This is a genomic window from Paenibacillus sp. FSL R5-0701 (assembly GCF_037973995.1).
GTDB lineage: Bacteria > Bacillota > Bacilli > Paenibacillales > Paenibacillaceae > Paenibacillus.
The window spans coordinates 141,777-154,794 of sequence record NZ_CP150230.1; the positions used below are offsets into that span (position 1 = coordinate 141,777).

Annotated in this window: 8 protein-coding genes, 10 tRNA genes and 2 rRNA genes; all 20 read left to right on the forward strand. The window is 47.5% G+C overall.

All coding sequences use genetic code 11. The annotated features are described in order from the left end of the window. The first annotated feature begins 136 nt into the window (after positions 1–136). The 20 genes from rrf (at position 137) to hisG (ending at position 12,959) form a co-directional block, all read left to right on the forward strand. Positions 137–253 (forward strand): 5S ribosomal RNA (gene rrf / locus MKZ13_RS00675). Between the two features lie 36 nt (positions 254–289). Then, positions 290–366 (forward strand) — tRNA-Ile (locus MKZ13_RS00680). A 22-nt stretch (positions 367–388) separates the two neighbouring features. Then, positions 389–464, forward strand: a tRNA-Ala gene (locus MKZ13_RS00685). A gap of 206 nt (positions 465–670) precedes the next feature. Then, a 23S ribosomal RNA gene (locus tag MKZ13_RS00690) occupies positions 671–3,598 on the forward strand. An 81-nt stretch (positions 3,599–3,679) separates the two neighbouring features. After that, positions 3,680–3,771: transfer RNA gene (locus MKZ13_RS00695), tRNA-Ser, on the forward strand. 43 nt (positions 3,772–3,814) lie between these two features. Then, a tRNA-Met gene (locus tag MKZ13_RS00700) sits at positions 3,815–3,891 on the forward strand. A gap of 9 nt (positions 3,892–3,900) precedes the next feature. After that, positions 3,901–3,976: transfer RNA gene (locus MKZ13_RS00705), tRNA-Val, on the forward strand. A 5-nt stretch (positions 3,977–3,981) separates the two neighbouring features. Then, positions 3,982–4,057, forward strand: a tRNA-Thr gene (locus MKZ13_RS00710). Between the two features lie 9 nt (positions 4,058–4,066). After that, a tRNA-Asp gene (locus MKZ13_RS00715) sits at positions 4,067–4,144 on the forward strand. A 21-nt stretch (positions 4,145–4,165) separates the two neighbouring features. Beyond that, positions 4,166–4,238 (forward strand) — tRNA-Phe (locus MKZ13_RS00720). Positions 4,239–4,250: 12 nt separating this feature from the next. After that, positions 4,251–4,336 (forward strand) — tRNA-Tyr (locus tag MKZ13_RS00725). 7 nt (positions 4,337–4,343) lie between these two features. After that, positions 4,344–4,416, forward strand: a tRNA-Lys gene (locus MKZ13_RS00730). A gap of 119 nt (positions 4,417–4,535) precedes the next feature. After that, positions 4,536–5,753 carry a helix-turn-helix domain-containing protein gene (locus tag MKZ13_RS00735; RefSeq protein WP_339181087.1) on the forward strand — a complete coding sequence of 406 codons (1,218 nt, stop codon included), beginning with the start codon at positions 4,536–4,538 and terminating at the stop codon, positions 5,751–5,753. Between the two features lie 103 nt (positions 5,754–5,856). Next, entirely contained in the window at positions 5,857–6,984 is a 1,128-nt protein-coding gene (gene ugpC / locus MKZ13_RS00740; RefSeq protein ID WP_017691279.1) for a sn-glycerol-3-phosphate ABC transporter ATP-binding protein UgpC, read from the forward strand. 418 nt (positions 6,985–7,402) lie between these two features. Continuing rightward, positions 7,403–8,341 (forward strand): HPr(Ser) kinase/phosphatase, encoded by a 939-nt coding sequence (gene hprK, locus MKZ13_RS00745; protein WP_017691278.1) that lies wholly within the window; start codon positions 7,403–7,405, stop codon positions 8,339–8,341. A gap of 121 nt (positions 8,342–8,462) precedes the next feature. After that, positions 8,463–9,488, forward strand: coding sequence for a prolipoprotein diacylglyceryl transferase (gene lgt, locus MKZ13_RS00750; protein ID WP_339181090.1), 1,026 nt, complete (start codon positions 8,463–8,465; stop codon positions 9,486–9,488). Positions 9,489–9,494: 6 nt separating this feature from the next. Continuing rightward, the gene (gene ppaX / locus MKZ13_RS00755; protein ID WP_017691276.1) at positions 9,495–10,151 is read left to right on the forward strand and encodes a pyrophosphatase PpaX; all 657 of its coding nucleotides are present in this window, start codon (positions 9,495–9,497) and stop codon (positions 10,149–10,151) included. After that, entirely contained in the window at positions 10,148–10,690 is a 543-nt protein-coding gene (locus MKZ13_RS00760) for a DapH/DapD/GlmU-related protein (RefSeq protein ID WP_339181093.1), read from the forward strand. The genes ppaX and MKZ13_RS00760 overlap by 4 nt, the downstream gene beginning before the upstream one ends. A 408-nt stretch (positions 10,691–11,098) precedes the next feature. Then, positions 11,099–12,298, forward strand: coding sequence for an ATP phosphoribosyltransferase regulatory subunit (locus MKZ13_RS00765; protein ID WP_339181096.1), 1,200 nt, complete (start codon positions 11,099–11,101; stop codon positions 12,296–12,298). 1 nt (position 12,299) lies between these two features. After that, complete coding sequence (hisG, locus tag MKZ13_RS00770; protein WP_036674770.1) at positions 12,300–12,959, forward strand: ATP phosphoribosyltransferase; 660 nt, start codon at positions 12,300–12,302, stop codon at positions 12,957–12,959. The last annotated feature ends 59 nt before the right edge of the window (positions 12,960–13,018 follow it).

Sequence of the window (13,018 nt, forward strand, 5' to 3'; positions counted from 1 at the left end):
AGTGGAAACATTCAAATAAGTAGGTTCTTAGAACCTACAACAGCGATTCATTTTGGTCTATCACTTCGGTGTGGATGAAATGAAGAGCAAAGCAACTCACTCGTTGCTCAGTTTTGAGAGTTCAAACTCTCAAACGTTTGGTGGCGATAGCGAAGGGGTTCCACACGTTCCCATCCCGAACACGACCGTTAAGCCCTTCAGCGTCAATGGTACTTGGACCGCAGGGTCCTGGGAGAGTAGAACGCCGCCAAGCGTAACCCATTTTGGGTTCAAATAGTATATGTAATGTGGGCCCTTAGCTCAGTTGGTTAGAGCGCACCTCTGATAAGGGTGAGGCCGGTGGTTCGAGTCCACCAGGGCCCACCATCTATACCTTTAAACTTTATATGGGGCCATAGCTCAGCTGGGAGAGCGCCTGCCTTGCAAGCAGGAGGTCAGCGGTTCGATCCCGCTTGGCTCCACCAAAAATGTTTTACAAGTTTGTTCTTTGAAAACTAGATATCGAAACGAAACAAACGCGAATTAGAACATTCCTTTAAGCTGAACTTGTGCAAACAAGTCAAGTGTATAAAGGTAGTTAAATTGCTTTTGTGATGGTATCGGGTGAGAGCGACTTTTGGCTTTGCGCAAGCAAAACAAGGGAAGCGAGCGGCCGAAACCGGAACAAAATGGTTAAGCTACTAAGAGCACACGGAGGATGCCTAGGCGCTAGGAGCCGATGAAGGACGTGGCGAACAACGAAACTGCCTCGGGGAGCTGTAAGCAAGCTTTGATCCGGGGGTGTCCGAATGGGGAAACCCAGCTGGGGTAATTTCCAGTTACTCACAACTGAATACATAGGTTGTGTAGAGGCATACCAGGGGAACTGAAACATCTAAGTACCCTGAGGAAGAGAAAACAATAGTGATTCCGTCAGTAGCGGCGAGCGAACGCGGAGAAGCCCAAACCAGAGAGCTTGCTCTTTGGGGTTGTGGGACGTCTCACATGGAGTTACAAAGGAACCGGTTAAGCGAAGAGGTCTGGAAAGGCCCGCCAAAGAAGGTAAAAGCCCTGTAGTTGAAAGTCTGTTCCCTCCGAGACGGATCCCGAGTAGTGCGGGGCACGTGAAACCCCGTATGAATCCGGCAGGACCATCTGCCAAGGCTAAATACTTCCTAGCGACCGATAGTGAAGCAGTACCGTGAGGGAAAGGTGAAAAGCACCCCGGAAGGGGAGTGAAATAGAACCTGAAACCGTGTGCTTACAAAAAGTCAGAGCCCGTTTTAGGGGTGATGGCGTGCCTTTTGTAGAATGAACCGGCGAGTTACGTTCCCGTGCAAGGTTAAGGTGAAGAGCCGGAGCCGCAGCGAAAGCGAGTCTGAATAGGGCGACTTAGTACGTGGACGTAGACCCGAAACCGGGTGATCTACCCCTGTCCAGGGTGAAGGTGCGGTAACACGCACTGGAGGCCCGAACCCACGCATGTTGAAAAATGCGGGGATGAGGTGGGGGTAGCGGAGAAATTCCAATCGAACTCGGAGATAGCTGGTTCTCCCCGAAATAGCTTTAGGGCTAGCCTCGGAAAACAGAGTCGTGGAGGTAGAGCACTGATTGGGTGCGGGGCCCGCAAGGGTTACCAAGCTCAGTCAAACTCCGAATGCCATAGACTTACTTCCGGGAGTCAGACAGTGAGTGCTAAGATCCATTGTCAAAAGGGAAACAGCCCAGACCATCAGCTAAGGTCCCCAAGTGTGTGTTAAGTGGGAAAGGATGTGGAGTTGCACAGACAACCAGGATGTTGGCTTAGAAGCAGCCATCATTGAAAGAGTGCGTAATAGCTCACTGGTCGAGTGACTCTGCGCCGAAAATGTAACGGGGCTAAACACACCACCGAAGCTATGGCTTGATGCTTTGCATCAGGGGTAGGGGAGCGTTGTATAAGGGTTGAAGGTGTACCGTAAGGAGCGCTGGACATTATACAAGTGAGAATGCCGGTATGAGTAACGAAAAGATCAGTGAGAATCTGATCCGCCGAAAGCCTAAGGGTTCCTGAGGAAGGCTCGTCCGCTCAGGGTAAGTCGGGACCTAAGGCGAGGCCGAAAGGCGTAGTCGAAGGACAACAGGTCGAAATTCCTGTACCACCGTAAGCCGTTATGAGCAATGGGGGGACGCAGTAGGGTAGTGACGCGGACTGATGGATGTCCGTCTAAGCAGTGAGGCTGATGTGTAGGCAAATCCGCACATTGTAAGGCTGAGCTGTGATGGGGAGCGAAAATTATAGTAGCGAAGGTCATGATCTCACACTGCCAAGAAAAGCCTCTAGCCAGGTGATGGTGCCCGTACCGCAAACCGACACAGGTAGGCGAGAAGAGTATTCTAAGGCGCGCGGAAGAACTCTCGTTAAGGAACTCGGCAAAATGACCCCGTAACTTCGGGAGAAGGGGTGCCCCGGTAGTGTGAATAGCACGAGGGGGCCGCAGTGAAAAGGCCCAAGCGACTGTTTAGCAAAAACACAGGTCTGTGCGAAGCCGTAAGGCGAAGTATACGGGCTGACGCCTGCCCGGTGCTGGAAGGTTAAGGGGAGTGGTTAGGGAGTAATCCCGAAGCTGTGAACCGAAGCCCCAGTAAACGGCGGCCGTAACTATAACGGTCCTAAGGTAGCGAAATTCCTTGTCAGGTAAATTCTGACCCGCACGAATGGCGTAACGACTTGGGCGCTGTCTCAACGAGAGATCCGGTGAAATTTTAATACCTGTGAAGATGCAGGTTACCCGCGACAAGACGGAAAGACCCCATGGAGCTTTACTGCAGCTTGATATTGAATTTGGGTACGATCTGTACAGGATAGGTGGGAGCCTTTGAAGTGTGAGCGCCAGCTTGCATGGAGGCAACGTTGGGATACCACCCTGATCGTATCTAGGTTCTAACCTGGTACCGTAATCCGGTGCGGGGACAGTGTCAGGTGGGCAGTTTGACTGGGGCGGTCGCCTCCTAAAGAGTAACGGAGGCGCCCAAAGGTTCCCTCAGAATGGTTGGAAATCATTCGAAGAGTGCAAAGGCATAAGGGAGCTTGACTGCGAGACCTACAAGTCGAGCAGGGACGAAAGTCGGGCTTAGTGATCCGGTGGTACCGCATGGAAGGGCCATCGCTCAACGGATAAAAGCTACCCTGGGGATAACAGGCTTATCTCCCCCAAGAGTCCACATCGACGGGGAGGTTTGGCACCTCGATGTCGGCTCATCGCATCCTGGGGCTGAAGTAGGTCCCAAGGGTTGGGCTGTTCGCCCATTAAAGCGGTACGCGAGCTGGGTTCAGAACGTCGTGAGACAGTTCGGTCCCTATCTGTCGTGGGCGTAGGAAATTTGAGAGGAGCTGTCCTTAGTACGAGAGGACCGGGATGGACGTACCGCTGGTGTACCAGTTGTTCCGCCAGGAGCACCGCTGGGTAGCTATGTACGGACGGGATAAACGCTGAAAGCATCTAAGCGTGAAGCCCCCCTCAAGATGAGATTTCCCAGTATGTAAGACCCCTTGAAGACGACGAGGTAGATAGGCTGGGGGTGGAAGTGCAGCAATGCATGGAGCTGACCAGTACTAATCGGTCGAGGGCTTATCCAATAGCAAGTTGTAATTCGCATGTTTCGTTTCGAATCTAGTTTTCAGGGAGCAATCCTTGAATGATGTTGATGATTGTTATTCGGAGAGATACCCAAGTGGCTATAAGGGGACCCTCTGCTAAGGGGTTAGACTGCGTAAGCGGTGCGAGGGTTCGAATCCCTCTCTCTCCGCCATCTTTACCTAAAGGTGGACAAGCAATCAAGACACAATTAATATGGCGGTGTAGCTCAGCTGGCTAGAGCGTACGGTTCATACCCGTAAGGTCGGGGGTTCGATCCCCTCCGCCGCTACCATATTACCCAGGAGGCTTAGCTCAGCTGGGAGAGCATCTGCCTTACAAGCAGAGGGTCGGGGGTTCGATCCCCTCAGCCTCCACCATATACGCCGGTGTAGCTCAACTGGTAGAGCAACTGACTTGTAATCAGTAGGTTGGGGGTTCAAGTCCTCTCGCCGGCACCATTAATGCCTGGAACCGTGGTGTAGTTGGCCTAACATGCCTGCCTGTCACGCAGGAGATCGCGGGTTCGAATCCCGTCGGTTCCGCCATTAATCCTAAAAATTAAATATGGCTCGGTAGCTCAGTCGGTAGAGCAGAGGACTGAAAATCCTCGTGTCGGCGGTTCGATTCCGTCCCGAGCCACCTTTAATCCCTGGAGGATTAGCGAAGTGGCCAAACGCATCAGACTGTAAATCTGCTCCCGTACGGGTTCGGTGGTTCGAATCCATCATCCTCCACCAGTTTTATGAGTCATTAGCTCAGTTGGTAGAGCACCTGACTTTTAATCAGGGTGTCGAAGGTTCGAGCCCTTCATGACTCATCTTTAAAAAAAGAGTGATTAATCATTAATTTGATTAGTCGCTCTTTTTTGTTATGTGATTTTAACTCAATATGGATTTTTATTAATACTCGGCAAGATATGATAAACTAATAGAAAACATGCAGAGTGGTGACGTTCATTATATGAAGCTCATACCTGATCTAAAACAGCAAATTGAAGTCATTATAGGCACAAATTTGGACGAATATGAAATTACAATAGAAGAATGGATGCAATCTGTTGCCAATCTAGTTGGTAATCATGAAAATTTAGAGACCTTTGGTGATGAAGGTGAGCGTCAGGAGTTATCTGATCAATCTGCATCTCCAATTTCATCCGATGTGATCAGTTTAAATACGGGAAAGCGTATATTTTTTAAGGTTCGGATGAATGAGAAAGAAGAGAACGTTGTGTGTTGGGGATGCGCTGCAAGATCTATTACCTTGGAAACACGACAATTGATCGAGCTTGTAATCCGTACTAACACGGCTCTACCCGATGAGGTACAACCTGTTATATATGAGAATGATAGGGAGCAGTATTTGACTGAATTGGGTCTCTGGCTTAAAGAGCAGATCGAAGAACCAACCAAGCAGAAATCTGAAGCGGTCCCTGATCGCTTTGTAGTGGCAGCAGAGTTGAATACGGAGAAGATTCTGTTCTTGCTGCAAGGGGATACACCGGATGCACATCGTTTACGATCCAAGGAGCTCAACAAGTTGCTTGAGAGTTACTTTGGTGAAGAGATTGTCTTGATTCCTTTGGGGGAGCAAGAGTGGATTTTCATGGGTGATAAAGAAATTGTTACAGAAGAAGCCGAGGAAGATACAACGGAGGCCAAAAAGGATTCACTGAACGCTTTTTGTCTGGGGTTGCATGAATTGGTTGCCAGTGAGTGGGCTGGGGTGTTCCATCTGTCTGCATCTCTGCCATGCATTCCTGCGCAACAACTTGTATCGGTCACAACTCTTCTTAAAGAAAGTGTTCACTTGGGGAGAGCATTCCATGTTACGCAGCATATCCATCTCCCATGGGATCTTCACCTGGAGCGGTTGGTTGCGAGCATTCCAGATGAGCAGCGTACACGTTTTATACAGGAAACAGGCAAAGACACGTTAATCTTCAATGACAGTGAGACACTTGCTACGCTGGAGACTTTTTTTAGTCTGGACTGTAATGTCAGCGAGACCGCAAAACGACTTTTCATTCATCGTAATACGTTGGTATACCGTCTGGATAAGATCAAACAGGAGATTGGCTATGATGTGAGGCACTTCGAAAGTGCTGTTCTAGTGCAGTTTTTACTACTAATGTACAAAGTGACGAAAAAGCATTGATATTTTTGTGCAGTTTGCGAATAGTCAAACCTCATGTGTATAGGGTATTATAAAAATACAAATTGTATTCGATTACAAAATGATCTCTGAGGAGGCAACAATCATGGCTGGAGTACGTTTAGAGCATATTTTCAAAAAATACCCGGGTTCTGATAAAGCAACTGTAGTTGACATTAACCTGGACATTAAAGATAAAGAATTTCTGGTACTGGTAGGTCCGTCCGGTTGTGGTAAGTCAACAACACTTCGTATGATCGCAGGCCTTGAAGAAATTTCTGAAGGTAAACTCTATATCGGTGACCGTGTCGTTAATGATGTTGCACCTAAAGACCGCGATATCGCGATGGTATTCCAATCCTATGCCTTGTATCCGCATATGAGCGTATATCAAAACATGGCGTTTGGTTTGAAATTGCGTAAGGTTAAAAAAGATGAGATCGACAAACGTGTACGTGAAGCAGCTAAAATCCTGGATATCGAGCATTTGCTTGAGCGTAAACCTAAGGCATTGTCCGGTGGTCAACGTCAACGTGTCGCTTTGGGACGTGCGATTGTCCGTGATCCACAAGTGTTCTTGATGGATGAGCCTCTCTCCAACTTGGATGCCAAACTGCGTGGTCAAATGCGTGCAGAGATCACTAAACTTGCGAAACGTTTGGAAACAACTGTTATCTACGTAACGCATGACCAGATCGAAGCTATGACGATGGGTGATCGGATCGTTGTTATGAAGGATGGTATCATCCAACAAGCAGCTTCTCCGGAAGAGTTGTATAACCTGCCGGCTAACCTGTTCGTAGCTGGTTTCATCGGTTCCCCGACAATGAACTTTATTTCGGGTAAACTCGCTGAGCAAGGTACTAGCATGCATTTCATAGCTCCTGGTGTGGATGTTGAAATCCCGCAAGGTAAAGCACAAGTGTTGAAATCTAGAGGATACATTGGCAAAGAAGTGATTCTGGGTGTTCGTCCAGAAGACATTCACGAAGAGCCAGTATTCCTGGAAGCATCCCCGAACTCCGTATTCTCTACACACGTAGATGTTACAGAGAACCTGGGTCACGAAATGCTCCTCTACTTGAGCGGTGTTGGTAATGATACAACAATCGCACGTGTAGACGGACGTTCTAACACTCGTGATGGTTCCACAGTTAAAATGGCCATCGACATGAACAAAGTTCATATCTTTGACAAAGAGACTGAAGTGAACGTACTTCTTCAAGACAAATAATACTGGGATTCCTCGGTGACGATGGAACCTGACAGTTATTGCAATTATACATTGTAATGAGAGCCCCTTCCGTTATTGCTGGAAGGGGCTTTTTTTAAGATTATTGGAATTAAAAGTTTCGGCGGAGTTGAAGGATTAATAACCGCAAGAAAAACGGCCGCTAAACTGCGAATGTAGTATCCTAGAAGGTGCTTCGATCAGAAGACTTTTCTTACTAATGGTCGTCGGAGACTGCGATTGCATTCATCCCGGAATTCATTTAAGATTATTTGAAGGTCTGTCTTCATATATTTGAGAGAATCGACTGTTGGAAGGGTATGCGTCTGTACCCCATGTTGTGAATGCGCTAATAATGGAAATAACTGATACACGATCTGATGTACATAGAGGGACAGCTAATGCTGAAAGGAAGAGACAAATGGCGAAAAAAGTGAAAGTATCTGAACTCGTGCAGCAATTTCAGTTGGAGGTTGTTTCTGGATCTCACGGATTGAAAAGAGTCATTACGGTAGATGACCTGAACCGTCCTGGTCTGGAAATGGCCGGTTATTTTGAATATCATCCACAAGAACGGGTACAGCTGCTTGGAAGAACGGAGTTAGCTTTCTTTGCAATGTTACCTGAGCAAGAGCGGCGCGATCGTATGCAACGTCTTTGTACGGAAGAGACGCCTTGTATCGTTGTCACGCGTGGGTTGGAAGTTCCGCAAGAGCTGATTGATATCAGTGAAGAACAGAATCTGGCTGTACTTCGCAGCAATATGGCAACAACGATTCTATCCAGCCGGATTACCGGTTTCCTAGAGAAGAAACTGGCGCCAACAGCAACCATCCATGGTGTACTTTGTGATGTCTATGGTGTAGGTATGCTGATTACAGGTAGTAGCGGTATTGGTAAGAGTGAAACAGCACTTGAACTGGTGAAACGTGGACACCGATTGATTGCCGATGATGCGGTAGAGATCCGCCAAACGTCAGATTTTCAGCTGCACGGTACTGCACCAGAATTGATCCGCCACTTACTCGAAATTCGAGGTGTCGGTATTATCAACGTCATGACATTGTTCGGGGCTGGTGCGGTTCGGAATAACAAACGGATTACCTTGGTTGTACGTCTGGAAGCATGGCAGCAGGATAAACAATATGATCGTCTGGGTCTGGATGAAGAAACTACACGTATCATTGATACGGATGTACCTCTCGTTACGATTCCTGTTCGTCCGGGACGGAACTTGGCAGTTATTATTGAAGTGGCAGGTATGAACTATCGCCTGAAACAGATGGGTCTTAATGCTGCACTGCAGTTTACAAACAAGCTGACAGCAACCATCTCGGAAGATATGGAAGACATGGATTAAGAAATATTTTATACAAGGAAATGAAGATAAATGGTTGACATGTACTGCTTCTCTTAAGGCGCAGGGCATGCCAACCATTCGTCATGCGTGCGATTGATTGAATAAATAGGAGTGTGAATGAATGGATACATTATTACTGTTGAACCCGATTGCGTTCTCTATTGGAGCGTTAAAGGTTCACTGGTACGGGCTTATTCTTGGTGCCGCGGCACTTATAGGACTCCTGCTCGTGATCCGGGAGGGCAAACGATACAATATTCCACAGGAAGTGTTCATGGACATGGTCCTGCTGGGTGTGCCTTCTGCCATCATTGGTGCCCGCATCTACTATGTCGCATTTAAATGGGAAGATTATAGGGATAATTTCTGGGATGTCTTTAAAATATGGAATGGCGGTATTGCCATCTATGGTGCACTTATTGGTGCTATTATCTGTGCAGTTATTTTCTTCCGTCGTAAAGGATATAACTTCTGGCGTATGGCCGATATCTGTGCGCCTGGACTGCTCGTTGGACAGTTGATCGGGCGTTGGGGGAACTTTGTGAATCAGGAAGCCTACGGCGGTCCTGTAGAAGAATCATTTTTAAGAGACAAGCTTCATCTGCCGGACTTTATTGTGAATCAAATGAACGTAGAAGGCGTATTCCACCATCCTGCATTTTTGTATGAATCGATGTGGAGTCTCGTTGGTCTGGTCTTGCTGCTGGTTCTGCGTCGTCAGAAGTTTCTGCGTTCAGGTGAACTGTTCATGTCTTATTTCATCTGGTACTCTATCGGTCGCTTCTTCATTGAAGCTTTACGTACAGACAGTTTGGGCTTTCAGGCTCCGCAGTGGGTTGCTTCATTAGTGAACGGGCTGTGGTCTCCAATGACTGCAATGGGCTTTGAACAAGGATATCTTGATCCTGCTTACGGTAACGTAAGAATCTCGCAACTGCTCGCGATTGGCATCATTATTGTTGCTGTTGTATTCATTGTGGTGAGAAGAGTGACAGGTAAAGCAGATGTTCGTTATAGTGATCCGATTGTATCGTCCAAAGTTACCTCAGATGATATGGAGCATACGGGAACAGTTGCTGGCAAAGAGAACAAGATAACACCTCCAGCCAAAGATGAATCCAAGCAAGTTGATGATAAAAAGGAGTAATGCAACATGATTGACACGGTATTGTTTGATCTGGACGGAACGATTATTGATACCAATGAGTTGATTATCAGCTCATTCCAGCATGTCATGGGGGGATGGGAGCATTCAGCTCCATGGACACGGGAACAGATCATTCCACATATGGGTGGCACACTGGAGCAGCAAATGCGCACTTTCTCTGGCCAGGAGGAAGTCTCCGAGTACGTGAAAGGTTACCGTGCTTATAATGATATCCATCATGAAGCGATGGTTAGACCTTTTCCACATGTTATTGAGGTAGTAGAGGCGCTGCATCAGGCCGGCATTGTGATGGGTGTGGTCACAACCAAAATTCGCCCATCCACATTAAAGGTGCTAGAACGTTTTGATCTACTGAAATATATGAAGACAATTGTAACAGTGACCGATGTAACGAATCCAAAGCCGCACGCTGAACCTGTACTGAAAGCGATGACGGAACTGGGTGCAGATCCTGCTAAAACGCTGATGGTAGGTGACAGTCCAGTGGATATCCAATCGGCACAAAATGCGGGCGCTCTTTCGGCGGGGGTTGCATGGTCCCTTAAAGGGGAAACAATCCTGAACGGATATGGACCCGATCATATGTTGCACGACATGAGAGATTTGTTGAAACTCATCCGTATTGAAACGGGACGTTCATGAGAAAAGTAACCCGCTATCCGGTAGAGGACCAGAATGCACTTTGGCATATCTACAAGACAGTGAGTCCGTGGAAGGGCGTTCGTAATTTTATCTGGATCCAGTTGTCACGCTATTGTCCGATCCTATCGGTGAAGAACTGGATTTACCGCCGAATGCTCGGTATGAAGGTGGGAAAACACACGGCCTTTGGCCTGATGGTGATGGTCGATGTGTTTTTTCCGGAGAAAATAACGGTCGGCGAAAACTCGGTCATCGGTTACAACACAACGATTCTCGCTCATGAGTATCTCATTAAGGAGTACAGGCTCGGTGAGGTGAATATCGGCGAAAATGTACTGATTGGTGCTAACACAACGATTCTTCCCGGGGTAACCATAGGAGATGGAGCCGTTGTGGCTGCTGGAGCAGTCGTACATAAGGATGTTGCACCAGGAGCTTTTGTTGGAGGTAATCCACTTCGTGATTTATCCCGTGCGGCAGCTTCTACGGAAGAAACGGTCTTTAACACGGATGATTCTTCTCAGGGTAGTGTGCATTGAGTCAATAAAGTAATGAGCCAATAAAGTAAGTAAGGAATGAAGATGGGTTGAAGTAAAAAGCTGCTTATGGCAGCTTTTTTCGTATATAAATACCGATTGATAGGCGTAACGGTGTGTATATAAAACGATATGTCGTTCCATGGGCAATCAAGCTTTGGTATTGTTGACGGTAGTGCGGATTTCATGTTATCATATCCCATATCCTTTAGTTTGTTAGCACTTTACCATGTGAAAGTATTTCGAGGGAATTTAACGTGATAAAGGTTGAACTAAACCAATAGTTGAAGGTTTTTGCAACAATACGGTGATTCAGGATTACAAGATAGAATGGGGATTTACACTACATAAATCCTGTTGAAATAGAACGAGCACTACTCTTAAACTACTGACTCGGGGTGAATATTACCAATGTCCAAACCAAAAGGTTTTGAAAAACCGACCGGATTCCGCGACTATACACCACATGTAGTATCCAAGCTGCGGACGATTGAACGCAATGTACTGGAATGTATGGAACGCTGGGGTTACCGTCAGATCATCACACCAACGATTGAATATTACGACACGGTAGGTGTGGCAAGCTCTACATCAGATCGAAAATTGTTTAAATTGCTAAACAGCCGGGGAACCACGCTGGTGCTCAGATCGGATCTAACGGCTCCGATTGCACGCGTCGTTTCATCCATGCTCAAAGATGAGCAGTTGCCGCTGCGTTTATCCTATCATGCGAATGTATTCCGTTCTATTGAAGAGGAAGCTGGGCGTGAGGCTGAATTTTTCCAGACGGGCGTGGAGCTGGTTGGAGACGACTCACCTGAGGCGGATGCAGAAGTTGTTGCGTTAGCAATTGCCTCTTTGCAGGCAGCGGGTGTGTCTTCTTTTAAAATAGCGATGGGCCATATGGGATTCCTGAACGGATTACTGGAGGAAGTGATTCCAGGTCAGACCGCTGAGCAGGAGCAATTGAAGGAAGGTCTGCTCGGACGCGATTATGTCGGCTACCGCCAGTCCATTGAAGCATTGAATCTGGAGCCTAAGCTGAAAGAACAGCTCGAAGCGATCCTTCGTCTGCGTGGTGGCAAGGAAGTATGCACACATGCGGTAGAGCTAAGTTCAAGTGCTGAAGCAGCACAGTCAATTGCACATCTGTGTGCCGTATTCGAAGTATTGGAAGCGTACGGTGTATCCGATCATGTGCTGATTGATCTGACGATGATCGGTGATTTCTCCTATTATACGGGCATGACATTTGAAGGGTATGCAGCCGAACTGGGATCTCCGGTATGTAGCGGTGGACGGTATGATAATCTGTTACAACAGTTTGGTCGTTCATTGCCAGCTACAGGATTTGCACTGAAAACAAACCGGATTATTGATGGTGTTCATGGCATTACGATTGAAGAGAAAAAACCGGTACTTATCCAATATACCCCGAAACGTCGGGCTGAGGCACTAACAGAAGCGGCAAGATTACGCAGTATGGGACAAAATGTAGTGACACTCCTTCTTCCTGAAGACGGGGCTGGGGCAAGTGCCGTATCGGTTGAAGCAAGAACCGCTGAGGCTGAGCAGGTTATTACTTACGGATCTGAAGAAGGAGGACGCTGAGATGTCGGATATTCTGAAGGTGGCCATGCCGAAGGGCCGGATCTATAAAAAAGCCTCCAAATTGTTTCGTGAAGCGGGGCTGGATATTCCAGAAGACGTAGACGATACACGCAGATTGGTCATCGAAGTACCGGAAGCGGGAATGGAATTCATTATGGCTAAGCCAGTAGATGTTCCAACATATGTGGAGTACGGTGTTGCCGATATCGGAATTGTTGGTAAAGACGTGCTGCTGGAGGAAGATCGGGATGTGTACGAACTGTTGAATCTGGGAATCGCTCAGTGCCGTATGTCTGTGATCGGACTTCCAGACTGGAAGCCAGGCATCCAGCAACGTGTTGCAACGAAGTATCCAAGGATTGCTTCACAGTATTTCCGGGAGCAGGGACAGCAGGTCGAGGTGATCAAGCTGAATGGTTCCATTGAGCTGGCGCCTTTGATTGGTCTGGCAGACCGGATCGTCGATCTGGTGGAGACAGGTCAGACGCTGCGCGAGAACGGACTGGTGGAGATGACAGGCATTCTGGACATCACTAGCCGTCTTATCGCCAATCGGGTAAGTTATCGGATGAAAAATGCACGAATCCAGGCTTTGTGTGATGCACTTCAACAGGTCATTCCGGCATCGAATGAGATTTCTGCGGGAAGCTTTCGGGGATGAAGTACTGCGTTGGAAACATAGATGAGAAACATACAAAGCAGAAGCAGAAGCAAAATTAA